Source organism: Neisseria sp. HMSC070A01 (genome assembly GCF_001810165.1).
Classification (GTDB): Bacteria; Pseudomonadota; Gammaproteobacteria; order Burkholderiales; family Neisseriaceae; genus Neisseria.
In genome coordinates this window covers 1-23745 of the sequence record NZ_KV800119.1, presented here as the reverse complement: position 1 = coordinate 23745, position 23745 = coordinate 1, and the positions used below count along the sequence as shown (strand labels likewise).

Here is a 23745-nt window from a genome sequence, read left to right as displayed (position 1 = left end):
AAGGTTTGAAAAAAACAAAGGGCGTGTCTATCAATCACGCCCTTTGTGTTTGTTTCAGACGGCCTTAGAATTTCACGCCTTTATGCAGGGCAACGATGCCTGCGCTCATGTTGTGGTAATCCACGCTGTCGAAGCCTGCATCCAGCATCATTTGCTTCAAAGTTTCTTGGTCGGGGTGCATACGGATGGACTCGGCGAGGTATTGGTAGCTGTCGGCATCTTTGGCAATCAGTTTGCCCATAATCGGCAACAGTTTGAAAGAGTAGAGGTCGTACACGCCTTCCAAAGGTTTGTACACTTTGGAGAATTCCAACACCAGCAGGGTGCCGCCCGGTTTCAATACGCGGTACATTTCTTTCAGCGCGGCATCTTTGTGCGTCATGTTGCGCAGGCCGAATGCGACGGAAACCAGATTGAAATAGTTGTCGGGGAACGGCAATTTTTCAGCGTCTGCCAACGATACGGGCAGAATCATGCCTTCGTTAAGCAGGCGGTCGCGGCCGACGGTCAGCATGGAGGAGTTGATGTCTGTCAGCCAAACTTCGCCTTCTTTGCCCACACGTTTCGCCCAGCCTCGGGACAAATCACCTGTACCGCCGGCGATGTCCAATACTTTGTCGCCTTTTTTCAGGCGGGCGGTATTGATGGTGAAATGTTTCCAAACACGGTGCAGACCGCCGGACATTACGTCATTCATAATGTCGTAGTTTTTTGCCACGGAGTGGAAGACTTCGGCAACTTTGCCTGCTTTTTCGTCTTCGTCAACGGTAGTGAAGCCGAAATGGGTTTTGTGGTCGCTCATAGTGTCTGCCTTCTTAAAATAATACGGATTCAGGTATCGAATACGTCGAAATCGCCAACCACTTTCGACGCGGGAAATATAGTTTGTGCCTGCCGCTCCAGCATCAGGCGTTGTTCTTCTTCGGTATAACGTGCGCTGATGTGGGTCAGGTAAAGTTGTTTCACATTGGCCTGTAAAGCCAGCTTGGCTGTATCGGCTACGGTCGAATGGAATACTCGTTCCACTGTCTCTTCATCGCCTGCGGAAAAGGTTATACACCAAAACGTCTGCGTTTTGTACGGAGCATGCTGCACGCGGACAGGCTTTGGTATCGCCGAAGATAGCCACTACCCGTCTTTTTTTGGGCGGGGAGAGGAACGCTTTGCCGTCAATGGTCCTTCCGTCATTCAAGCTTACGGTCTTGCCTTTTTTCAGACGGCCTTTCCGCCGCAACCGCCGCTACCGCAGGAATGTGTGTGTTTGTGTTTTAAATCTTCTGCACTTGGCATTCTGGACGCGCCGGCTTTTTCGAGGCGGTCGAGATAGTCTTGCCAAAGCGCGTCTTGATTGTGCGCCAGTCGGTAGAGATAGTCCCAATCGTAAAGGCCGCTGTCGTGGCCGTCTGAAAAAGTAATTTTCAATGCGTATTGACCGACGGGGTCTAAATCGGTAATGCTGACTTCGGCTTTGCCTGTTTGCAAAACATCCTGACCGGGGCCGTGTCCGCGCACTTCCGCGCTGGGCGAGTACACGCGCAGGTATTCGGCAGGAAGGCTCTTGGCACCGTCAACATAGACCAAAGTCAGTACGCGCCGTTCTTTTTGGAGGCGGATTTCTTGTGGAATTTTATCGGCTTGGGTCATGTCATGCTCCGTTCTTTTTACGCAAATAGGCAACGCGTACAGAAAAAATACCGCCAAGTACAGCAAACAGCACGATTGCGTAGAGTGAAAACCGTATCAGGCCCACTTGTGTGTCCGCCGTCAGCCCTAAGGGCAGCAACATCACGGCAACGAACAGTAAAAATGCGGCCAACATGGCGGCAATGCTGGCAAAGGCATAGCGGGTATTGGCTGCTGTTTGCGGATGTTTGGTCATATTGGATGGCTTGCCGTAGGGTGGTGAGGCGGTATTTTATCAGTTTTTTGGTGCTTCATGCCGTCTGAAAACGGCTTTATTTCCATAAATAAAGTGTAATGGCGCGCCTGTCTTCGCCTTCGGGCATTAAGCGGATGCTGCTGCCTTTGCTTCCGTTGACACGGATAATGATGCCGCCGGCCTGCCGCTCGATGATGTCGAGTTGGGTGTCGCGGTTCATGCGGTAGTTGTAGCGTTCGCATTGCTTCAAGCACCAAAAATCCTGCCAATGGATAAAATATTTTTGTCCGGATTCGATGGCCAGCGTTTCGCCGCCTTTGACGATGAAATAAGGATAATCGGGTTTTTGCGTGCTGAATGTCCATTCGGCCGTTCTGTTTTTTCCGTTTTGACGGTATTCGAACACGGCACGGTATTCGGTGTCGTATTCCAAGGGCTGTAAAGGAAACAGCGCAAATTGGCGGTCGGTCAGGAGGTGGTTTGGGTCATTATCTTTATCTAAGATTTTGACGTCTCTGATTTCTTTTGTGTCCTGATACAGTTTGAACGAACGCATTTTGACCGGGGGCGATTGTTCTGAGAACGCGATGCTGACCGGATTGCCGGTCATTTCATAATGCGGCATAGGATCAGGACGCTCGCCATGGAAAACCGGCGAAGCGAAATTGCCTTGCGGATAGGTGATGTAAGGCCGGAATTTGCGGTTGGAAATTTCGTCCGCATAAACAATGGCATGACCATGACAGGCATCTTGATAAAACGAACGGCTGAGGTCGGACAGGGGGCGGTTTTTTTGGCAGAGGCTGTTGAATCTGCTGTCGCCCTGATTGATATTCAGCGCGATTTGTTTGCCTTGCGATTCAAATGCTGCACCGGCCTCGTCGATATTTTGATCGAGCAAGGAGAAACGGTGGTAAATCGCTGTCATCAGGTTGTCCAGCTGATGTTGGGCAGGTAGGTGGTCGTTGATTTTTTCGTTTGGCGGATGTTGGCCGGTACTGACGTTTTCATGCACGCCTTTATAGGCATAACCGGCTTTGCGCGTGCGGTCTGATGGGCGTGGGCCCGTGTAAAAGGGATTGCGTGTATTGTGTTCGTCATGTCCGTCGTCAGGGTTTTGCAGTAGATAGCGGGCATGATTGCGTGCGGCGCGTTCGAGTGTGGCCGAGTGCGCCAGTGTGGGCAGATTGGCTGAAGCGCGGAGGAAGTTTAAATACGCCAAGGCGTCAAAATCGGCAATGGCAGTACGATTTTGCGGCGGTTGGGCGTAGATGAGCTGGTCTTCGGAATAGCGATGGGTTTCGTAGTATTGGAATATGCCGAGGGCGACAGCAAAACCGCCCAGCCAGTAAAGAATATGTTTCATTATATATGCTGCGTTCGGACGGCCTTGAGCTGTGGCTCTTTCCCCTTGAAACTCATGCCGCTACATGATTATTTTGATGGCGGTTTGACTTGGAATGCTTCAGGGTGGGATTTGAAATATTCGACAGCGACAAACCCGCCGCCAATAATAATCAGTAGGGCAATGGCCATGCCGATCATCGCTAAAATGAATTTGTCCATATTGGTCCGTTTGAATGAAGGCCGTCTGAAGCACTTGAAAGCGTTCAGACGGCCTTAAAGTCAGGTTAATTAACGTTCGATTTGCGATACGTCGCGTACTGCGCCTTTGTCGGCGGAAGTCGCCATCGCGCCGTAGGCACGCAGGGCTGCGGAGACGTAGCGGTCGCGGTTTTCCGGTTTCCACGCTTTGCTGCCGCGTGCTTCCATTTCGGCACGGCGTGCGGCAAGCTCTTCATCGGAAATGACAAGGTGGATGCTGCGGTTTGGAATGTCGATTTCGATGGTGTCGCCTTCGTGTACCAAACCAATGGCGCCGCCTTCTGCCGCTTCAGGCGAAGCGTGGCCGATGGACAGGCCGGAAGTACCGCCGGAGAAGCGGCCGTCGGTCAGAAGGGCGCATTCTTTGCCCAAACCTTTGGATTTCAGGTAAGAAGTCGGGTACAGCATTTCTTGCATGCCCGGGCCGCCTTTAGGGCCTTCGTAGCGGATGATAACGATGTCGCCGGCGACGATTTGGTTGCCCAAAATGCCTTCGACTGCGTCTTCTTGGCTTTCAAATACGCGGGCGCGGCCGGTAAATTTGAGGATGCTCTCGTCCACGCCTGCGGTTTTTACCACGCAACCGCGCTCGGCGATATTACCGAACAATACTGCCAAACCGCCGTCTTGCGAGTAGGCATGTTCGACATCGCGGATACAGCCTTTTTCTCGGTCGAGGTCGAGGGTTTTCCACATACGGTTTTGCGAGAACGCCTGAGTGGTGCGCACGCCGCCGGGAGCCGCTTTGAAACGCTCGATGGCGTGGGTGTTTTCAGGGTTGGTCACGTCCCATTTTTCAATCGCGTCTTTCAGCGTCGGTGCGTGGATGGTGTACACGTCGGTGTGCAGTTTGCCCGCTTTGTCCAATTCTTTCAGGATGGCGAAGATGCCGCCTGCGCGGTGCACGTCTTCCATGTAGTAGTCATGGTTGTTTGGCGCGGTTTTGCAGATGCAGGGGACGACGCGGCTTAAGCGGTCGATGTCGGCCATTTTGAAATCCACGCCCGCTTCGTTGGCAACGGCGAGCAAATGCAGGATGGTGTTGGTGGAACCGCCCATGGCGATGTCCATCGTCATGGCGTTTTCAAACGCTTTTTTGGTGGCGATGCTGCGCGGCAGCACGGTTTCGTCGTCTTGCTCGTAATAGCGTTTGGTGATTTCGACAATCATGCGGCCGGCTTCGAGGAACAATTCTTTGCGGCCTGCGTGGGTAGCCAGATAAGAACCGTTGCCCGGCAGGGAAAGGCCGAGCGCTTCGGTCAGGCAGTTCATGGAGTTGGCGGTAAACATGCCGGAGCAGGAGCCGCAAGTCGGACAGGCGTTTTGCTCGACTTCTTCGACTTGTTTGTCGCTGATATTGTCGTCTGCCGATTCGATCATGGCATCAATCAAGTCCAAACGGCGTTCGGGCTGAATATTGGCCACGCCGATAACTTTACCGGCTTCCATCGGGCCGCCGGAAACGAAGATGGTCGGAATGTTCAGGCGCATGGCGGCAATCAGCATACCCGGGGTGATTTTGTCGCAGTTGGAAATGCAGACCAGCGCGTCGGCGCAGTGGGCGTTGACCATGTATTCGATGGAGTCGGCAATCAGATCGCGGCTGGGCAGGGAGTAGAGCATACCGCTGTGGCCCATGGCGATACCGTCGTCAATGGCGATGGTGTTGAATTCTTTAGCAATGCCGCCGGCTTTTTCAATTTCACGGGCAACCAGTTGACCCATATTGTGCAGGTGCACATGGCCTGGGACGAATTGGGTGAAGGAGTTGGCAATGGCGATAATCGGTTTGCCGAAGTCGGTTTCCATGACGCCGGTCGCACGCCATAATGCGCGCGCGCCTGCCATATTGCGGCCGTGGGTAGAGGTTTTGGAGCGGTATTCAGGCATTTTTGTTCCTTTGTTTTATGCTGAGGCCGTCTGAAATAGGCTGGTAGTTTGGCGGCCCGTTGTAGAAATAACTCGGTATTTTATACCAATTACGAGCGATGAAGCACGCTATTTTGTAATAAAACTAAACTGTGTTTGCTTCACCTGAATTTGCTGCTCATTCTTTCAGACGGCCTGAAGTTTTCTTAGGATAAAACACTGTCTTTCTCAGTTGCAAAAGATGTTGGCATCAAAAAGTGATATGATAGGGAACTTCTCACACTTTTAAGGATAAGACGATGAAAAAAATCATGTTTGCATTGTGTTCGGCCATGTTGGCTTCCGCTGCGTCCGCCGCTGTTTATAAAGTGGACGAATTTCATGCCAATGCCCGCTTTGCCATCGACCATTTCAACACCAGCACCAACGTCGGCGGTATTTATGGTTTGACCGGAAATTTGGAATTTGACCGCGCCAAACGCCAAGGCTCTATCGATATCGTATTGCCTTTGTCCAAACTGCAAACCGGTTCTGAACACTTTACCCAACACTTGAAATCTGCCGATATTTTCAACGCGGACAAATACCCTGAAATCCGTTTTGTTTCCACCAAATTCAATTTCAACGGCAAAAAACTACTTTCCGTTGACGGTAATCTGACCATGAACGGCAAAACTGCGCCGGTGAAACTCAAAGCCGACAAATTCAACTGCTACCAAAGCCCGATGTTAAAAGCAGAAGTTTGCGGCGGCGACTTCAGCACCACCATCGACCGTACCAAATGGGGCTTGGATTATCTGGTAAGTGCCGGCATGAGCAAAAAAGTAAACATCAATATCCAAATCGAAGCAGCCAAACAATAATCCTGCTTGATTTTAAAATAAAGGCCGTCTGAACAGCTTAGGCAGAAATTGTTGATTTCGTTTATGCCTGTTCAGACGGCCTGATGATTAAAGGCGATTAGGATTCTTTATTTTTATCGGCTTTGGCTGCCCAATAAGTTGCCAGAAGTGAGCCGGAGATATTGTGCCACACGCTGAACAATGCGCTGGGAACGGCAACGACCGGCGCGGCGGCAAAGTGTGCGGCGGCAAGCGCGGCGCCTAAGCCCGAGTTTTGCATACCGACTTCGATGGCCAGCGTTTTTTGTGCATCATAAGGCAGGCCGGTCCATTTGGCGGCAAAGAAGCCGAGCAGATAGCCGATGCCGTTGTGGAGTACGACAACCGCGAAAATCAGCAGGCCGCTTTCAATAATCTTGCCTTTGCTGGCACCGACAACCGCGCCGATAATCAGCACGATGGCGGCAACGGAAACCAGCGGCAGCGCGTCGGTCAGTTTTTCAGTTTTGTTGCCCAAGACTTTATGGACAATCAAGCCCAAAACGATGGGGAATAAAACCATTTTGACGATGGACATCAACATACTGCCCGCTTGGATTTCCAGCATTTCACCGGCAAGCATCAGGAAGATGGCGGGGGTCAGCAATGGGGAAATCAGGGTGGAAACCGATGTAACGGCAACCGACAAAGCCACATTGCCGCGCGCGAGATAAGTCATTACATTGGAAGCCGTACCGCCAGGGCAGCAGCCGACCAAAATCACACCGACTGCGATTTCGGCAGGCAGGTTCAACAGCTTGGCCAGCAGATAGGCGGTTGCCGGCATGATGGCGAATTGTGCAATCACGCCGATGATGACGGCTTTGGGGCGTTTGAACAAAATATCGAAGTCGGAAGGTTTGAGCGTCAAGCCCATACCGAACATGATGATGCCCAGAAGCCAAGGAATGTAAGGGCCGACCCATTTGAAGGTGTCGGGTGCGAAAAAAGCGATACCGGCAAAGAGCGCCGCCCAAAGGGAAAATGTTTTTCCAATAAAGTTGCTGATTTTATTGAGGATACTCATGATAATATGTTGTGAAGTTGTTTTTAAGGGAAGTCAAGGATACACGTCTTAACCTTAATTTGCAAAATGACTTAAAAATAAACCAGGCCGTCTGAAAATAGAGATTGATTTTCAGACGGCCTGCAATTTGTATTGATGATATAGGCGGTATTACTCTTTTGATAAAATATTGCGCAGCCATCGGGCGGCAGGTGCGATTTCTCCGGCAAGTATGCCGGTTTCGATTTGGCTGCTATGTTTGATGACATCGGCTGCCGCGCCATGCAGCCAAACGCCGGCACAAGCGGCCTGGAATGCCGGAATGCCTTGTGCCAGCAGGCTGCCGATCATACCGCTTAAGACATCGCCGCTGCCGGCGGTGGCCAAACCAGCATTGCCGCTGGTGTTGGTATAGACCATGCCGTCAGTTGCGGCAACTAATGTATGATGGCCTTTCAATACGACGGTCGCGCCATATTTTTGGCTGATTTCGGTTACGGCTTTTTGTCTGTCGGCTTGAACTGATTGGGTATCGGTACCGAGTAGGCGGGCGGCTTCGGCCGGATGGGGTGTCAGGACGATATGTTTGTACGATTTGAGGCATTCGGCTAATTCGGGAGAACGGGCCAGCAGTGTCAAGGCATCTGCATCGAGCAATAAAGGCCGGTCATGGTGTGTCGACAGGATTCTGGGCAGCAGCTGCTTTGATAATCCGTCCAGACCGAATCCGCAGCCGATTACCCGTGCGCTGACATCGTTGCGTTCCATCAGTTGGGCCGCAGTGGCGAGCATGATTTCAGGGCGTTCGGGAATGATGGCAAAAGGCAGCGCGGCTTGGTTGAAACCCGCCCAAACCTTGCCGCATCCTTGATATATGGCGGCTGTGGCTGCCAAAACCACCGCGCCGCTCATTCCCGTTGCGCCGCCGATAATGGCAAGCGTGCCGTATGTGCCTTTGTGCGACTCTTGGACGCGGGGGCGGAATACGTCGGGAAATGCTAAGGCCGTCTGAAAAGCTTGAAACGATTCGGGAAGCGTGTAGATGGGCTGCATGGCGTAACCTTCCAAGATAAGAAATTTAATTTTAAATCAGAAAGTAAAAGGTAATGAAGCAAAAAATAAAAGTTTGGGACGCACCTACGCGCCTGTTCCATTGGCTCTTGGTGTTATTGATGGGTTTTATGTGGTACAGCGCCACCCGAGGCGGCGATATGCTGGTATGGCACTTACGCGGCGGTTTGTTGATGTTGGCGTTGGTGGTTTTCCGCTTGTGCTGGGGGATATGGGGCAGCGATACGGCAAGATTCAGCCGATTTGTGCGTCCATTTTCCGAAATCCGCCGCTATACACAAGGCCAGATGTCTGAAGACGAATTGGTCGGCCACAATCCTTTGGGTGCGCTGATGGTCATCGCTTTATTGGCCGCGCTGGTTTTTCAGACGGCCACTGGCTTATTTGCCGCCGATGAAAATACGTTTACCAATTCCGGTTTTTTGAATCATTTGGTCAGCGAACACGCCGGTACGCTGGCACGAAAAATCCATGTCAATTTCTTTAATATTTTGGCCGTTTTGGCGGGCGTACATATCGCAGCTGTTTTGCTGTATCGCCTTGTGAAAAAACAGGATTTGATTACGCCGATGATTAACGGCTTTAAAACCATCGATGCCAAGCAGCCTAAATTGGCCGGAGTGGGACAACTGCTTGCCGCTTTGTTGGTAGCGATTGCGTTAGTGTGTGCAGTATGGATGTTGCACGGCTGATGTTTTGAGACGGATACCCAAAAATAAACCGACCCTGATAGCTGCAATGGCTGTTGGGGTCGGTTTCTTTTTAGGGTTTAAAAGATGATGTTCAGACGGCCTTAACGCAGCGCAAGATGCTGTGTCCGCGGCCGATGCCGTCTGAAATTTCCGCTACTTTCAATCCGGCTTTTTCAACGCAACGGATCAGGTCTTCAGAATGGAAGATTTTGCTGTTGCCGTTGGCCATGGCAGTGAAATACAGGCTGGTCATGGTCAGGCAGTAGGCGGCGGTTTCGTATCGTTGTCTGTCCCAGAAAGGCTCCATAATGTAGAGGCTGGTGTGTTCGCTCATGGACGCGGCGGCGCGTTGAAGAATGCTGGTGGCTTGTTCTTCGGTGAAACAGTCCAGGAATTGGCTCATCCAAATCGCGTCAAAACCGGTCGGGAACGGAATTTCAGGATCAAGCAGGTTGGCCGGATGGGCGTGGATACGGTCTGCTCCGTTTTTGCCTTTGGTCGCTTCGCGCATCAAGCCGATTTGTTGCGGCAGATCCATGATGGTGACTTCGACTTCGGCATTGTGGTTGACGCATTGCTCTGCCCAGCGGCCGGTATTGCCGCCGACATCGAGCAGTTTTTTAACCGGTTTGGCGAACACGGTGTTGAGTGCTTCGGCGAAGGAGTTGTCGGAATAATAATGGTCGAATGCAAACCATTTTTCCTGCGCGATACTTGGCAATGAAGACAAGCCTTCGTAAATGGTCGGCCAGTCGCCGAATACTTTCAGGCCTTCGGGCTTGCCAGTTTGCAGGGTTTTTTCCAAATCAAACATGCCTAGGTAGCAGATTTCCTGCGTGAAATCCATATTGACGCGGGCCATTTTGTCTTTGAGGACAAACCAACCGGCCTTGCTGATGAAATAGCGGTTGTCGCGAGTCAAGACAGTGCCGATAGAAAGTGAAGCTTCCAGCAGGACTTGTGCCGCGTAGTTGCTGATTTTCGCTTTTTCAGCGATTTCGGCTTGAGTGAGGCCGTCTGGATGGTCGTTCAGCAGGTCCAGAATGCCAAATTTTACCATCAGGCGGGAAACTTGGAACACAATCGGTGCAAAAGCGATTTCTTGAGCCAGACGTTGAGCCTCGCCTGCGGACTGGTGTTCGTGGGAATAGCGTTGTTCTAGGGCGGGGAAGAGTTGCATATTGTTGGTTTCCACTAAAAAGTTAATAGGTATATTCAGACGGCCTCAAACACAATCCGTCCTGATGCACACGGATGCTCTCCGTTGTTGATTTTAAAGCTCAGTTTGTTTTTACCTTCATCGTATTTCAGCTCTACCGACACTTCATCATGAGGACGGATAAACTGCTGATATTTTAGATTTTCGATGCGGATGATGCGCTGTTTGCCCCATGGCTGGGGCGCGATCAGGTTGCGCACCCATTGCAGCTCGACCACGCCGGGAACCAGCGGGAAGGTGGCAAAATGGCCGCCGAAATAAACCAAATCCAAAGGCACGCGGCCGATGAAGGTTTCGGTATTGGTTTCATCGTCAGATGATGTTTTCGACCAAACAGGCGAAGTTTGGGCTACGGTAAAGGCCGTCTGAAAATCCGCCGCAGCGATTTTTGCTTGGGCATTGCGCGGCAGGCTGTCGGTAAAACGCCAGTAACGCGGCAGGGCGATGGTGTCCTGCGTGGCGGCCAGATGGTGTTTGAGCGTATCGGCGACCGCAGCGCGGCCTTTCTCGCGCAAGGCAGCGATACCGTCTGCGTTCAATGCCGCCCATATGGCAATGCGTTGATGTTGCGGATGACGGCCGCAGTGGGCGTCGGCAATCCAAGGGTGTTGTAAAAGTTCGTGTTCGATTTGGGTCAGCGACACGCGTTTGTCCTCAAATTTAATAATACGGTCTTGGCGACCGAGTAACAGAAAACCGTCATCTTGCGGCTCGATCAAATCGGCGGTTTGGCGGCGTTCGGGCGACCAAGGCGAAGAAGCCCAAAGTGCGCCTTCTTCGTTTTGCCCGATTTCCACGCCATTGAAAGGCTGCCATTCTTGGCGTTCGCAACGTGAGGCAATCACGCCGGTTTCGGTACTGCCATAAACTTCAAACGGGCGGACGGCATCCTGTTGCAGCAAATCCGCCGTGGCTGCGGGCAATGCGCCGCCGGCCGAGACAATGCCTGCAATTTTATGGCCGATACTTTGCCAGTTGCGGTTTTCTCCCAAGCGGTTGAGTACGGCCGGGCTGGCAATCCAAACCACTTTATCATGTGCGGCCGTGCTGGAAAGCAGGTTTTCCGGATAAACCGCCTGCTGCCGCTCCATAGTCCAACCCATTGTCAGCGCGAGTGCGAAGCGGAATGTGAAGCCGTAAAGATGCTGCGGAATGACGCTGCCGATCACGGTTTCACCGTGTTGTCCAAATGGCAGCGTATTTGCCAAAGTCAGGGCTTCTGCCTGCATTTGCGCGGCGGTTTTCACAATAATCTGCGCTTCGCCGCTGGAGCCTGATGTTTTCAGCCATGCTTCGGCATGGTCGGGAATCAGATGGTTTTCGGGATAGGTGCTCAGCTCTTCCGATTCTGTTCGAGTCAATACATCAGGCAAGTGCCAAATGTTCAGGCCGTCTGAAGACAGCTTTTTATCTGTTGAATCCGTTAAAAACGCTTCTGCCGTTTTCCCCCATTCCAAATTGTCTTGCGCCAAATTGGGCAACAATAAAACCTTTCCGCCAGAATGCCACACTGCCAACACGGCACAGGCAAACAGCGCGGCATCGTCAAACCACAACGCGGCCGTTTGCACGCCTGCCTGTTTCAGACGGCCTGACAGATGGAAAACCGCACGGTTGAAATCAGCACGCGTCCAATTCGGATGGGTGGCGATAAGGTCGTGTTGGGGTAGGTTGGGGGATAGGATTCGGGTTAGGTGCATGATGGTTCTAAGGTTTTATAATTTCGATGTATTTGCCTTGGTATCTTCTTTGATTTGTGCCAAGCATTCATCGTATTGTTTGTTTGTCGTTTGGCGTACCAATTCGTAATCATTTGCCTGCCACTCTTCCAATGAATGGCTTTCACTTCTTTTGAAGCAATGGAGTAAGCGATCGGTTTTGCCGCTTTGTCCGTCTACCAAAAGGCTGACTTCATTGTTTAGAAAGAATCGGTCTCGTTTATTGAATTTTTCATAAACCAAATAGAAACGGCCTGGTTGGATAAATAGTTTTTTATTGGCACTATTGCCTTTAAATGATCGTTTTGCCGCCCAGTTGCGAACTCTTGGGGAGAATTGTTCAAAAACAGGATTCGCAAAATTCGGTTTAATGGGCTTCCCGCTTAAGCTGTGTTTGTCCAGCAGGTCAGGGCCTTCATATCCAATATGATTGCTGTTGCGGGCAAGAATCAGTAATGCAAAAGTTGCTGTAAATACGGCTGTTTGTGCAGCCCTTGCTTTTACCGTATTGGATTTCCGAATAATCATCAAATTCATGCTGCTGGTTGTAGTATCGTCAGAATACCTATTGTGTATTCGGTCAATGACAGTCAGGTTTCCCGAGCGCGTTTTGATGGTGTGGCTGGCAACTTCCGTATAATTTTTCTTGTATTCGGTTTCTGCCTTTTCTTCAGGGGATAAAGGCGTTTTAGATGTCGAAGAACATGCGGTAAATGTGAAGGAAATCAGGGTAAGTAGGATGATTTTTTTCATTATGGTTATTCGTCTAATTGATGAAATATTTTTAATGGTTTAAACCTTCAAAACCAATTTCCGATAAATCCACTCTCCGGCAAATAAGATTCCCATTAACACATACGACACAATGCCTGTATAAGCCGCCCACCAATCGTAATATTGCAAGCCTGCCAAAATGGCGGCGGTTGCGCCGTTTAAGATAAAGAACGCGCACCAGATTTGCGTAACGCGCCGGGTGTGGCGCACGCCTTCGGGCGGCAGGTCGGGGTGTTGCAGTCGGGCAAGGCGTTCGATAACGGTTTGTTTAGCAAACAGGCTGCCGCCGAAAACGGCAAGCATCAGCGTGTTGACGGCGACGGGATACCAATACATCGAGTCGGGCCGTCTGAAAACCAGTACCGCCGCAAAAAAAGCGGCAAGGATAATCGCCGTAATGCGTTGTGCCGTGGTTTGCGGCATGGCGGCGCGTATCAGCCATAACACACACATGGCCGCTGCAAGCCAGAAAAATGCGCCGTTTTCCCTGCCGTAATACCATAGGAGCGGATAGGCGAGGCTGGCAAGGGTCAGTAGGAGTTTTCCTAATATTTTCATGGTTGCGATTGATTTTCAGACGGCCTTGCGGATTGACAAGGCCGTCTGAAAATATGCTGATTCAAAGCAAAATCAGGAATCTTGTTGTACTTTCAAAACCGCTTGAACCACGTCTTCTACGGTACGCACATTGCGGAAGTCTTCGGCTTGCAGTTTGCGGCCGGTTTCGCGTTTGATGTGGTCGATAAGGTCGATGGCGTCGATGCTGTCGATTTCCAAATCTTCGTAGAGGTTGGTTTCGGGTTTGATGCGTTCCGGTTCGATTTCAAACAGGTTAACCAGTGCATCGGTCAGCAGGGTGCGTACTTCTTGTTCGGTCATCTTCTCTCTCCCTTATGCTTGGCGGCTCTTGACGAACTCGGCCAGTGTTTTGACGTTGGCGAAGTTTTCGCGCAGGTTGTCGTTTTCGCCGTCGAGCTGGAAGCCGAAGGTTTTTTGTACGGCCAAACCAAGTTCCAATGCATCAACCGAATCCAGACCCAGGCCGTCATCGCCGAAAAGCGGGTCTTCGCTGCCGATGTCGGCAACGGTAATGTCTTCCAGACCTAAGCTGTCGATGATTAATTGTTTAATTTGGTTTTCTAAATTGCTCATGTGGTTTTCCTTGTAAAATAGTCTTGCAGGTATTCGTTTAAACGCCTTGCGGCGATGGGCAGGGGTTTTTCTGCCAGCCATTCTTCCGGCAGGATGTCGTCGCCGACGGTGATTTCATAATGAATTTTTTGCGGCGGGATTTTGTACCACGGTTGCCCCTTTTTGAAATTGGGCGGCGTCATCTTGATGCACACGGGCGTGATGACTGATGCGCTGCGCAAACCGAGCGATACGGCGCCGCGGTGCATTTTAACCTGTCCGTCCCAACCTGTGCGCGTGCCTTCGGGGAAAATCAGCATACTTTGCCCGCTTTTGAACACGGCGTCGATTTCTTCCAACATTTCCATGCTTTCGTCGTTGGGAATGTAGCCTGAAGCGATAATTTGGCTTTTCATGCTGGGGTTGTGCAACAGGTCTTTTTTGACCAACACGTTCGGGTCGGGGAAGTGGCTGATCAGTAAAACAACATCCAAGAGCGAGGGGTGGTTGGCAAGGATGAGCTGGCCGGGTCTGCCGAGTTTTTCCAAGCCGTTGAAACGGACGCTCAATACCCCCGACCATTGCAGGTAGCCGACGAAGAAACGCCAAACTTTGCCTATCATGCGTCTTGCTTCAAGTTGGCGTTTGATGTCGCCTTTGGTCGATTTGAGCGTATAGGGTAAAAGTGCGATTTTGAACAATACGCCTGCAACGCCGAAGAGGATGAAGCCGAAGAGTGTGGCAAAAAAGCGACGGAAATAGTCTAAAGTCTTCATGCGTTTTTCTGCCAGTGCCAGTTTCTGCCGATATAGTGTTGCGTGTGTTGTCGGCCGTCTGAAAGCAGGAAGCGTACCCACTCCAAGCTACTCCAATAGGGCTCGACTGTTGTATCGTTAGGGTTTTCAGACGGCCTTGCGGATGTGGTTTCCAAGTTTAAGGTATAGTCTTCGCCCTTTGTGATTACCAGTGCCAATGCATAGGCGAACGGCGCACGTGTAGCCAAGACGGGATAGCCTTCAGACAACGGATCATCGGCGACAATCACTAAAACGGATGGCGCGCCGTCTTGCAAAAGCGCAAATGCCTCGGTCAGCGCGGTTTCAAAGGAATCGGCGGCAACGGCCAAGGCAGTATGTTCGCTCATGTCTTTGCGCAACATCGACCATTGCCCAATCGTTGCGTTGTGGACGGACAGGCCGAATGAGGTCGGCGACACGGTATGCGTGTTCAAAAGCTCTTGCCACAATTCAAAGCTGCGGTTACTTTCGCCGTCGTGCGAAACGTACACCGGGACGCTTTCGGGATATTGGTCGGCCAGATTCCATGCGGCATCGCAAACCAAGCGTGCCGCTTTTCCCAGGCGGCGGCGTTGCATGGGCGGCAAAAAGGAGAGTGCGGGTTTGCACTCCGGCAGTGAGGCGGTATCGAGTTTTCCCTGCGCCCAGTCCCGCCATTGCTCCGGCGTACTGATTTTGCTGGAGGAGGCCTGCCATGCGGCGATATTGAAGCTGAAACGGCAAACGTTTTGAGGCATGATGTCTTTCAATGTTTTACATTTTCATACATTGTAATGAAATGGGTTAGTAAAAGCTAGGCTCTGTTATAATGCATATTGTAACGTAATTTATTCCCGGATGACATTTTATGCCTTCAATACCGAGTGCCCCGATTTATGATGTGGCTCCGCTGCTTCCGCACAGCGGACATATGGTGCTTATCGACTGTGTGAAAGAATTTGGCGATGACTATACGGTTTGCCGTGCGCCGGTTGGCGACAAGCATATTTTGCTGCAGGACGGCGTGTTGCCTTCTATGGCTTATATGGAATTGATGGCGCAGGGCATAGGCGCATTTGCAGGCATTGAGGCTTTAAAGGCCGGAGAGCCTGTACGCTTGGGTTTTTTATTGGGAACGCGCAAGCTGGATTTGTTTGCCGATTCCGTGCCTGTCGGTACTGAGCTGGAAGTCAGGGCGCATGTGTCCATTCAGGATTTGGGCGGCATGGGCGTATTTGATTGCGAGTTGCGCTGGACGGATGCGCCGGAAGATGTGAAGCCTCTGTTGCCGCCGGACGGTTTGCTGGCAAAAGCCTCTTTAAATGTGTACAGTCCGAAAGACGGTCAAATCATTTAAACCGTTTACAAGGCCGTCTGAAAAGACAAAGATTCAGACGGCCTGTCGATATAGTGAGAAAACGTATGAGTGAAACTATTTTAATTACAGGGTCTAATCGCGGTATCGGCAAAGCCGTTGCGCTTGGTTTGGCGCAGGACGGTTTTGATATTCTCGTCCACTGCCGCAGCCGCCGTGATGAAGCGGAAGCTGTCGCGGAAGAAATCCGTACATTGGGTAGAAATGCGCGCGTGTTGCAGTTTGACGTGTCCGACCGCGAAGCCTGCCGTGAAATTTTGACCGCCGACATTGAGGCAAACGGCGCGTATTACGGCGTGGTGCTGAATGCCGGCCTGACGCGCGACAATGCGTTTCCTGCGTTTACAGATGATGATTGGGACTTGGTGCTGCGTACCAATTTGGACGGTTTTTATAATGTGTTGCACCCTTTGACCATGCCGATGATACGCCGCCGTAAAGCAGGACGGATTGTGTGCATGGCGTCGGTGTCCGGTTTGACGGGCAACCGCGGTCAGGTCAATTACAGCGCGTCCAAAGCGGGCTTGATCGGCGCGGCAAAAGCCTTGGCGGTTGAGTTGGCAAAACGAAAAATTACCGTCAACTGCGTGGCGCCGGGCCTTATCGATACCGATATTATCGATGAGAACGTGCCTGTCGAAGAAATCTTAAAGGCCGTCCCTGCCGCGCGCATGGGATTGCCGGAAGAAGTGGCGCATGCAGTGCGCTTTTTGATGGATGAAAAAGCGGCGTACATTACGCGCCAAGTGATTGCTGTGAACGGAGGTTTGTGTTGAATACCAGAAGAGTCGTTGTAACAGGTATCGGCGGCATTACCGCCTTCGGCCGTGATTGGCAAAGTATTCAGACGGCCTTTAAAGCTGAAAAAAACGCGGTCAAATACATGGACTGGAGCGGACGCTTTCCTGAATTGGAAGCGCAACTGGGCGCGCCGATTGAAGGCTACACCCCGCCCGAACATTGGACGCGCAAGCAGCTCAGAAGCATGGGGCGCGTATCTCATTTGTGTGTCGATGCGGCGGAACAAGCTTTGACGGATGCGGGTTTGCTGGGCGATGAAAGCATTACAGACGGCCGTATGGGCGTAGCGTGCGGCTCGTCTGTCGGCAGTACCAAAGACATCGGCGATATGGGCGAACTTTTGATAACAGGCACATCGCGCAATTTCAACGCCAATACTTATGTACGCATGATGCCGCATACGACTGCCGCCAATATCGGCATTTTCTTCGGTTTGAAAGGCCGCATTATCCCGACTTCGAGCGCGTGTTCTTCCGGCAGCCAGGGTATTGGTTATGCTTACGAAGCGATTAAATACGGCATGATTGATATGATGCTAGCTGGCGGCGGTGAAGAGTTTTGTCCGTCCGAAGTGTATGTTTTCGATTCACTTTATGCCGCCAGCCGTCGTAACGGCGAACCTGAGCTGACGCCGCGTCCTTACGACAGCGGACGCGACGGCTTGGTCATCGGCGAAGGCGCAGGAATTTTCGTATTGGAAGAATTGGAACACGCCCGTGCGCGTGGTGCGAAAATCTATGCCGAGCTTGTCGGCTATGGTGCCAACAGCGACGGCAGCCACGTTACCCAACCGCAAAAAGAAACCATGCAGAAATGTATGGAGCTTGCGCTGAAAGACGCCGGTATTACGCCTGATAAAGTCGGCTACGTCAGCGGCCATGGTACGGCGACTGAAAAAGGCGATATTGCCGAAACATTGGCGACCGAGGCTGTGTTCGGATTCATCCCCATGAGTTCGCAAAAAAGCTATCTCGGCCATACGCTCGGCGCGTGCGGCGCGTTGGAAGCCTGGTTCACCATCGAAATGATGAACAACGGTTGGTTTGCGCCGACTGTCAATTTGGAAAACATCGATCCGCGTTGCGGCAAGGTGGATTACATTCAAACAGGCGGACGCGAGATTCAAACCGATTATGTGGTCAGCAATAACTTTGCCTTTGGCGGCGTCAATACTTCGCTGGTGTTCAAACGTTGGCAAGAATAATCATTGCTTGATGTTATGATTAAAGGCCGTCTGAAACTTATCTGGAGTTTCAGACGGCCTTTATTTTATTTAGAGCTTGAGATGCTTGCGAATTTTATTCGTTTGTTTTCTTCTGATTTAAATCCACCAGCCGTGTTCCGGCCAAGAAGTCGTAGAGGAACTGGCGGTCGGGATGGAACAGGGCGAAGCCCCATGGCAGGATGAGCCAAATAAGCGCGGCGCCGAATGCGCCTTTGGGCGGTATATTGAGCAGATGACGCAATCCGGCGTAGGCGAGAAGGGGAATGAAAACAATAAAAATGCTTGCCCAAATAAAGCGCAGGCGCAGCTGCAACAGGGGCGGCTGGGTATCGTTTTTATCGGCCAAACCGATTTTCCATGTTTGCATGGCGAGGGTTTGGCCTTTTTTGTGCCAGTTGGCGCGGAAGTAGAGCCACCATGCGTAGAACAGAATCAGGCAGGTTGCCAGCATGGACAGGCGCGTGGAAACGGGATTGAGAAAGATGGCGACAATACCGGCTGCAAGGGCGGCAATGCTGGTCACGGCGCCGGTCAGCAGAAGTTCGTAAACCAGTGCGGCGAGGCGGCGTTTGAGTGGGGCGGTGGGAAGGCGGGTCATAATGCGATGAAAACGGAAATGGGTTTGATGGGAATAAAAACAGGCCGTCTGAAACGGAGTGGAATGTTCAGACGGCCTGTTACTGTCGGGATTAGCGATGTGGACGTTTTTGACCGCGTGCCTGTTGGGCGGCCATTTGGTTCATTTCCTGACGGGTCGGACGTTTTTTGAAGATGGCGTGCGCTTCGTCAACGGAACATTTTTGCGACAGGCAAACCAAGGTAATCGCGTCTTTTTGATGTTGGCCGCCGCTGTGGTACATACGGCGCAGGTTGGCTTCGTTGATACGGCCTTTTTCCGGATCGATGTCGAATTTTTTCAGGCGCTCGAGGAATTGGCGTTGCTGACGGCGCGAAGTCCAAACGAAACCGCCTGCGGCAGCGGCCACGATGATGACGGCCAACAGGATGGCCAGCGGCCATGAATCGACGATCAGAACGATGATGAGGCTTAATACGGCAGTGGTCAGCAGGGCCAGGCCGCCGATGCGAAGTTTGGTTTTATTATCCATACGGTTGGTGTTTCCTTGTTTTTTGCTGGAAGAGGCCGTCTGAAATGCGAGGTTCAGACGGCCTGAATTTGAGTTTACGCTATTTTACAGTATTTTCTGTTTTTGGGGCGTATTGCGTGCAAGTTTCTTGACGCGCGGCAACGGTTTCAAGCGGCCAGCGAGGTAACGAGCTGTTTGAACTCGGTCCATGCATCGCCTTCTTCCGCGCCTTTGATGATGCGGTCGATTTTGGCGCAGGTTTTGAGCGCGTTGAGCAGGCGGTTGATGGAAATGCGTTTGGCCGCCATCGGTGCAAGGGTCTGCTTGTCGCCCCATAAGCGCAGGCTGTTGCGCAGGCTTTGGATGTTTTGGCCTTGCTTGAGTGCGGCAGTGAGGCGGATTAGGGTGCGGATGTCTTCGGCAACCGCCCACAACAGCAAAACCGGCTCTTCACCTTCTTCTTCCAAGCCGTCCAGCAAACGGGAAACGCGCAGGGCATTGCCTTTCATCCATGCGCCGGCCAGTTGGAATACGTCGAAACGGGCGACGGTGGCAACCGCGGCTTCTGCGTCGGCAATATTGATCAAATGGCCTTTGGGATGGAGCAGGGCGAGTTTTTCGATTTCCTGACGGGCGGCTAAAAGATTGCCTTCGACGCGCTCGGCAAACAGGGCGAGTGCTTCAGGTTCGATATCCAAACCCTGTTGTTTCAGACGGCCTTGTATCCATTGCGGCAAAGCATGTGGTGCAACGGCTTTGGCTTCTAAGACGATGCCTTTGCCTGCCAATGCGGAAAACCATTTGGACTGGATTTGCGCTTTTTCAAGCTTGGGCAGTAGGATGAGCGTAACCGTATCTTCGGGCAGGCGTTCGGCGAAGGCTTGCAGGGCATCGCCTCCGTTTTTGCCGGGTTTGCCGTTGGGAATGTGGATTTCCAGCAGTTTCAAATCGGCAAACAAACCTGTGCTACCGGCGCTTTGCAACAGCTCGTTCCAGTCAAAATTGTTTTCGGCGGTATAGACTTCGCGGTTGAGATAACCTTGTTTTTTTGCGGCTGCGCGCAGCGTATCCAAAGCCTCGATGCGCAACAAATCCTCTTCGCCGTGGATGATGTACAACGGTTTAAGCGGCGTATCGGGGCGCAGGCTCTCAATGGGCGCGGCAGCCATTATTGCGCCTTCAGGAAAGTCAGGCGGCGGACGATTTGATCTGCGGCGTCGATGCGCATTTCAGACCAAATAGTTTCTTCCTCTTCCTGTTTGCCCAAAACTTCGCTGTCAGCGTAGTCCATGGTGCGGTGCACCTTGACTTCCATCGGTTCGCCAACCGGCTCGCCGTTGCGGAAAGCTTGGGCTTTGACGGTCATGGCCAGCAGGTATTCGTTGATCGCGGCGGCGCGGGTGATGGTGTAGATGTCGCGGCGTTTTTGGAAGTCGACAACGCGCAGGGTGATTTGTGATTCGGCTTCGCTAACCGGATGACCGTCGGCACGGCGTAAGGCATTTTCCAGCGCTTTTTGCATGACGGCTCCGCCTTCTACATGCCAGTTCTGATAAGGCAGCGGCTGAGAAGTCACGCCTGTGCCTTTCAGGTGGAAACCGCAAGAGGCAAGCAATAGGGCGATTGCAGGCAATAGGATTTTTTTCATTGGATATTCCTTCGTTGAAACCAGTTACGGTATCGTCGGATTATAACGAATAATGTTTAGGCCGTCTGAGACCGTAAACGGAAAGTATTTCAGACGGCCTTGTCTTTGATGGTGCAAATCTTATTTTTCCAACCAAATCAGGCTGACCATGCGGCCGGTCTGTCCGTCGCGGCGGTAGGAGAAGAAAGTATCGCGTTCCAAAACGGTGCAATGGGTGCCGCTATAAATCATGTTCACGCCTTCGCGGTGCAGAACCATGCGCGCCAAAGCGTAAATGTCGGCAAGGTATTTGCCGCCGCCGATGTCTTCAAACGCATCGACAGCTTCCGGCATGGGTGTGCAAAACGCATCAAATACATCTTGCCCCACCTCAAACGCATCAGGACCGATGGCAGGGGCGAGATAGGCCATGATTTCCAACGGCTCGACCTTCATTGCCGCAATGGTGTTTTGCAAAACACCGCCGGCCAAACCGCGCCAACCTGCATGGGCTGCTGCAACCACCGTCCCTGCTTTGTCGCAAAACAAGACGGGCAGACAGTCGGCAGTCATGGAAGCGCAGGCGACCGTGCCCGTCGTATCCACCGAGGCATCGGCATCGGGCGTATTGCCTAACGCTTCGGCGGCGTTCACAACAATGGTGCTGTGGATTTGATTGAGGTAGGCAACGGGCAGGCCGACTTGTTCCTGGACGATTTCACGGTTGCGGAGCACGGCTTGCAGATTGTCGCCGACGTGCGAACCGACATTCAGGCTGCGGTACACGCCTTCGCTGACACCGCCGTTGCGCGTGGTAATAAGCGTTTTAACATTGGCAGGGGCAGGCCAGTCGGCAGTCAAAAAGTTCTTGCCTTGGGGAGCGAGGTTTAGGGTATCTGTGATGGTTTTCATAATCTTTGAATCGCTGAAATATTGGAACGGATTGATTTCAGACGGCCTGAAATAATATTTTAGGCCGTCTGAAAAATGGGTTTAATCCCTTACGTAAACGACTTCGACATCGTAGTCGTCTTCATTCCAATCGTCGTCATCGTCCGTACCGAATTTCTCCTGCCATTCTTCTTCATTACTTAAAGACGAATCCAAACCGGCTTCCAAACGCAGGACGGAAAGCAGGTGGTACATATCGTCAGGCATAGGCGCTTCAAAGGAAACAGTTTCGCCGGTTTTCGGATGGACAAAGCTCAAGCGGTAGGCATGCAGGGCTTGGCGCGCGCCGAGGGCTTTGACGGCTTCTTTAACTGCGTCGCTGCACGGGTGGCGCAGGTTGCCGTAAACAGGGTCGGCGGCCAGCGGATGGTTGGCTTCGCGCATATGGACGCGGATTTGGTGGGTGCGGCCGGTTTCGAGCGAGCATTCGATGTAGCTATGTGCCAGATAACGTTCCAACACTTTGACGTGGGTGATGGCAGGTTTGCCGCCGAATTTGACGACTGCCATTTTCAGGCGGTTGTGCGGATCGCGGCCGATTTGGGTTTCGATTTTACCGTCAAAAGGAACGATGCCGTTGGCGATTGCGCGGTAAATGCGTTTGACTGTGCGCTCTTGAAGCTGTTGAACCAGTGAGTTTTGCGCCGGCAGGGTCTTGGCGACCACCATTAGGCCGCTGGTTTCTTTGTCCAAACGGTGTACGATGCCCGCACGAGGCACTTGGCTTAATTCGGGACAGTGCGCCAACAGGCCGTTGAGCAGGGTGCCGCTCCAGTTGCCTGAAGCAGGGTGGACGACCAATCCGGCCGGTTTGTTGATGACGATGACGGTATCGTCTTCATAAATAATGTCCAAATCCATCGGTTCGGGCGTGAACGCGAGGTTTTCTTCGCTCGGACGTACCGTAACGGCAATCAATTCACCGCCTATCATTTTATCTTTGGGTTGAGCGGGCTTATCGTTTACAATGACTGCACCCTCTTTAATCCACGAACTCAGGCGGCTGCGCGAGTAGTCGGGCATGAGTTTGGCCAATACGGCATCCAGCCTTCCGCCCGCCATTTCGAGCGGAACGGTCAAATTAACACAACTTTCTGTTTCGGGGGATGACGGAAAGTCTAAATCATCGCTATAATCGGCTTCGTTATCAAAGGAAGTATTCTGCATGAAAAAAATTCTTTTAGTAGTTTCTTTAGGTTTGGCACTGAGTGCCTGCGCAAATAAAGGCACAATCGATAAAGACGCCCAAATTACTCAAGATTGGAGTGTGGAAAAGCTTTATGCCGAAGCGCAAGACGAGTTGAACAGCAACAATTATACGCGAGCTGTCAAGTTATACGAAATTTTAGAATCCCGTTTTCCAAACGGCCGCTATGCACAGCAGTCCCAGTTGGATACGGCGTATGCCTATTATAAAGACGATGAGCCGGAAAAAGCCTTGGCTGCCATCGCGCGCTTCCAACGCCATCATCCGCAACATCCGAATATGGACTACGCGCTGTACTTGAAAGGCTTGGTCCTGTTTAACGAAGACCAGTCTTTCTTGAACAAGCTGGCTTCCCAAGACTGGTCCGACCGCGATCCGAAAGCCAACCGCGATGCTTATCAGGCGTTTGCAGAGTTGGTACAACGTTATCCAAACAGCAAATACGCTGCCGATGCAACCGAACGCATGGCCAAGCTGGTGGACGCTTTGGGCGGTAACGAAATGTCTGTGGCGCGTTATTACATGAAACGCGGTGCTTATGTCGCAGCGGCCAACCGTGCGCAAAAAATCGTTAGCCGTTACCAAAATACCCGTTACGTCGAAGAAGCTTTGGCGATGATGGAATTGGCATACAAAAAACTGGACAAGCCGCAACTGGCTGCCGATACACACCGCGTTTTGGAAACCAACTTCCCGCAAAGCCCGTTCTTGCAACACGAATGGCGATCTGACGATATGCCTTGGTGGCGTTACTGGCGTTAAGCGTCGAGTTGTTCAGGCATGAACAAGGCCGTCTGAAAATGATGCATCTATGCATTTGGTTTTCAGACGGCCTTATATATTGCCCTTT

At 51.8% G+C, this 23745-nt stretch carries 29 protein-coding genes; 6 read left to right on the top strand and 23 right to left on the bottom strand.

Annotated elements, in window-relative coordinates; genetic code table 11:
• Positions 1–64: 64 nt before the first annotated feature.
• The 7 genes from ubiE to ilvD all read right to left on the bottom strand — a co-directional run bounded on the left by ubiE (position 65) and on the right by ilvD (position 5374).
• The gene (gene ubiE / locus HMPREF2711_RS01370) at positions 65–802 is read right to left on the bottom strand and encodes a bifunctional demethylmenaquinone methyltransferase/2-methoxy-6-polyprenyl-1,4-benzoquinol methylase UbiE (protein ID WP_003746386.1); all 738 of its coding nucleotides are present in this window, start codon (positions 800–802) and stop codon (positions 65–67) included.
• A 29-nt stretch (positions 803–831) separates the two neighbouring features.
• Positions 832–1095, bottom strand: coding sequence for an MBL fold metallo-hydrolase (locus HMPREF2711_RS01365; protein ID WP_234395979.1), 264 nt, complete (start codon positions 1093–1095; stop codon positions 832–834).
• A 117-nt stretch (positions 1096–1212) separates the two neighbouring features.
• Positions 1213–1644: a gamma-butyrobetaine hydroxylase family protein gene (locus HMPREF2711_RS01360; RefSeq protein ID WP_070615267.1), complete on the bottom strand. Its 432-nt coding sequence runs from the start codon at positions 1642–1644 to the stop codon at positions 1213–1215.
• Position 1645: 1 nt separating this feature from the next.
• Positions 1646–1879 carry a hypothetical protein gene (locus HMPREF2711_RS01355; protein WP_003746394.1) on the bottom strand — a complete coding sequence of 78 codons (234 nt, stop codon included), beginning with the start codon at positions 1877–1879 and terminating at the stop codon, positions 1646–1648.
• Between the two features lie 76 nt (positions 1880–1955).
• Positions 1956–3245 (bottom strand): CAP domain-containing protein, encoded by a 1290-nt coding sequence (locus HMPREF2711_RS01350; protein ID WP_070615265.1) that lies wholly within the window; start codon positions 3243–3245, stop codon positions 1956–1958.
• A gap of 68 nt (positions 3246–3313) precedes the next feature.
• On the bottom strand, positions 3314–3445 hold the full coding sequence (locus tag HMPREF2711_RS11215) for a hypothetical protein (RefSeq protein WP_283118145.1): 132 nt from the start codon (positions 3443–3445) through the stop codon (positions 3314–3316).
• Between the two features lie 69 nt (positions 3446–3514).
• Positions 3515–5374, bottom strand: coding sequence for a dihydroxy-acid dehydratase (ilvD, locus tag HMPREF2711_RS01345; protein WP_070615262.1), 1860 nt, complete (start codon positions 5372–5374; stop codon positions 3515–3517).
• A gap of 278 nt (positions 5375–5652) precedes the next feature.
• Here ilvD and HMPREF2711_RS01340 point away from each other — a divergent pair, with 278 nt between their 5' ends.
• Positions 5653–6216: a YceI family protein gene (locus HMPREF2711_RS01340; RefSeq protein ID WP_070615259.1), complete on the top strand. Its 564-nt coding sequence runs from the start codon at positions 5653–5655 to the stop codon at positions 6214–6216.
• A 97-nt stretch (positions 6217–6313) separates the two neighbouring features.
• Here HMPREF2711_RS01340 and HMPREF2711_RS01335 read toward each other — a convergent pair whose 3' ends face one another.
• Complete coding sequence (locus HMPREF2711_RS01335; protein ID WP_003746401.1) at positions 6314–7261, bottom strand: bile acid:sodium symporter family protein; 948 nt, start codon at positions 7259–7261, stop codon at positions 6314–6316.
• A gap of 150 nt (positions 7262–7411) precedes the next feature.
• A complete protein-coding gene (locus HMPREF2711_RS01330) occupies positions 7412–8293 on the bottom strand; it encodes an NAD(P)H-hydrate dehydratase (RefSeq protein ID WP_070615256.1) in 882 nt (293 codons plus the stop codon).
• Between the two features lie 53 nt (positions 8294–8346).
• Between HMPREF2711_RS01330 and HMPREF2711_RS01325 the strand changes: the two genes are divergently transcribed.
• Positions 8347–9003, top strand: coding sequence for a cytochrome b/b6 domain-containing protein (locus HMPREF2711_RS01325; protein ID WP_070615253.1), 657 nt, complete (start codon positions 8347–8349; stop codon positions 9001–9003).
• A gap of 91 nt (positions 9004–9094) precedes the next feature.
• Here the strand turns inward: HMPREF2711_RS01325 and HMPREF2711_RS01320 are convergent, their stop codons facing one another.
• The 8 genes from HMPREF2711_RS01320 to HMPREF2711_RS01285 all read right to left on the bottom strand — a co-directional run bounded on the left by HMPREF2711_RS01320 (position 9095) and on the right by HMPREF2711_RS01285 (position 15379).
• Positions 9095–10183, bottom strand: coding sequence for a FlxJ family methyltransferase (locus HMPREF2711_RS01320; RefSeq protein WP_070615448.1), 1089 nt, complete (start codon positions 10181–10183; stop codon positions 9095–9097).
• 35 nt (positions 10184–10218) lie between these two features.
• On the bottom strand, positions 10219–11922 hold the full coding sequence (locus HMPREF2711_RS01315) for an ApeI family dehydratase (RefSeq protein WP_070615251.1): 1704 nt from the start codon (positions 11920–11922) through the stop codon (positions 10219–10221).
• 15 nt (positions 11923–11937) lie between these two features.
• Entirely contained in the window at positions 11938–12693 is a 756-nt protein-coding gene (locus HMPREF2711_RS01310; RefSeq protein ID WP_070615247.1) for a hypothetical protein, read from the bottom strand.
• Positions 12694–12732: 39 nt separating this feature from the next.
• Positions 12733–13272 carry a COG4648 family protein gene (locus tag HMPREF2711_RS01305; protein ID WP_070615244.1) on the bottom strand — a complete coding sequence of 180 codons (540 nt, stop codon included), beginning with the start codon at positions 13270–13272 and terminating at the stop codon, positions 12733–12735.
• 72 nt (positions 13273–13344) lie between these two features.
• A complete protein-coding gene (locus tag HMPREF2711_RS01300) occupies positions 13345–13593 on the bottom strand; it encodes an acyl carrier protein (RefSeq protein ID WP_003680823.1) in 249 nt (82 codons plus the stop codon).
• A 12-nt stretch (positions 13594–13605) separates the two neighbouring features.
• A complete protein-coding gene (locus HMPREF2711_RS01295; protein WP_003680822.1) occupies positions 13606–13866 on the bottom strand; it encodes a phosphopantetheine-binding protein in 261 nt (86 codons plus the stop codon).
• Positions 13863–14621, bottom strand: coding sequence for a lysophospholipid acyltransferase family protein (locus HMPREF2711_RS01290; RefSeq protein ID WP_003746415.1), 759 nt, complete (start codon positions 14619–14621; stop codon positions 13863–13865). The genes HMPREF2711_RS01295 and HMPREF2711_RS01290 overlap by 4 nt, the downstream gene beginning before the upstream one ends.
• A complete protein-coding gene (locus HMPREF2711_RS01285) occupies positions 14618–15379 on the bottom strand; it encodes a beta-ketoacyl synthase chain length factor (RefSeq protein ID WP_070615241.1) in 762 nt (253 codons plus the stop codon). Before HMPREF2711_RS01285 ends, HMPREF2711_RS01290 begins: the two co-directional genes overlap by 4 nt.
• A gap of 110 nt (positions 15380–15489) precedes the next feature.
• Between HMPREF2711_RS01285 and HMPREF2711_RS01280 the strand changes: the two genes are divergently transcribed.
• The 3 genes from HMPREF2711_RS01280 (at position 15490) to HMPREF2711_RS01270 (ending at position 18001) form a co-directional block, all read left to right on the top strand.
• Positions 15490–15978 (top strand): hotdog family protein, encoded by a 489-nt coding sequence (locus HMPREF2711_RS01280; protein ID WP_049359743.1) that lies wholly within the window; start codon positions 15490–15492, stop codon positions 15976–15978.
• 65 nt (positions 15979–16043) lie between these two features.
• Positions 16044–16772 (top strand): 3-oxoacyl-ACP reductase FabG, encoded by a 729-nt coding sequence (fabG, locus tag HMPREF2711_RS01275; RefSeq protein WP_070615239.1) that lies wholly within the window; start codon positions 16044–16046, stop codon positions 16770–16772.
• Positions 16766–18001, top strand: coding sequence for a beta-ketoacyl-ACP synthase (locus HMPREF2711_RS01270; protein ID WP_070615236.1), 1236 nt, complete (start codon positions 16766–16768; stop codon positions 17999–18001). The genes fabG and HMPREF2711_RS01270 overlap by 7 nt, the downstream gene beginning before the upstream one ends.
• A 94-nt stretch (positions 18002–18095) precedes the next feature.
• On the opposite strand, the gene HMPREF2711_RS01265 is transcribed toward HMPREF2711_RS01270, so the two are convergent.
• From HMPREF2711_RS01265 to rluD, 6 genes are all read right to left on the bottom strand, one after another.
• Complete coding sequence (locus HMPREF2711_RS01265) at positions 18096–18620, bottom strand: RDD family protein (RefSeq protein WP_070615233.1); 525 nt, start codon at positions 18618–18620, stop codon at positions 18096–18098.
• Positions 18621–18711: 91 nt separating this feature from the next.
• Positions 18712–19131, bottom strand: coding sequence for a hypothetical protein (locus tag HMPREF2711_RS01260; RefSeq protein ID WP_003746427.1), 420 nt, complete (start codon positions 19129–19131; stop codon positions 18712–18714).
• 146 nt (positions 19132–19277) lie between these two features.
• Positions 19278–20279, bottom strand: a complete 1002-nt coding sequence (gene holA, locus HMPREF2711_RS01255; protein WP_070615231.1) for a DNA polymerase III subunit delta — start codon at positions 20277–20279, stop codon at positions 19278–19280.
• Positions 20279–20758, bottom strand: coding sequence for an LPS-assembly lipoprotein LptE (gene lptE / locus HMPREF2711_RS01250; protein ID WP_070615229.1), 480 nt, complete (start codon positions 20756–20758; stop codon positions 20279–20281). The genes holA and lptE overlap by 1 nt, the downstream gene beginning before the upstream one ends.
• A 120-nt stretch (positions 20759–20878) precedes the next feature.
• Positions 20879–21649 (bottom strand): peptidoglycan editing factor PgeF, encoded by a 771-nt coding sequence (gene pgeF / locus HMPREF2711_RS01245; protein ID WP_003746433.1) that lies wholly within the window; start codon positions 21647–21649, stop codon positions 20879–20881.
• Between the two features lie 81 nt (positions 21650–21730).
• Positions 21731–22855: a 23S rRNA pseudouridine(1911/1915/1917) synthase RluD gene (gene rluD / locus HMPREF2711_RS01240; protein WP_003746436.1), complete on the bottom strand. Its 1125-nt coding sequence runs from the start codon at positions 22853–22855 to the stop codon at positions 21731–21733.
• Between rluD and HMPREF2711_RS01235 the strand changes: the two genes are divergently transcribed.
• Positions 22854–23657 carry an outer membrane protein assembly factor BamD gene (locus HMPREF2711_RS01235; protein ID WP_003746438.1) on the top strand — a complete coding sequence of 268 codons (804 nt, stop codon included), beginning with the start codon at positions 22854–22856 and terminating at the stop codon, positions 23655–23657. The two genes, rluD and HMPREF2711_RS01235, sit on opposite strands and share 2 nt — an antisense overlap.
• Positions 23658–23745 lie beyond the last annotated feature (88 nt).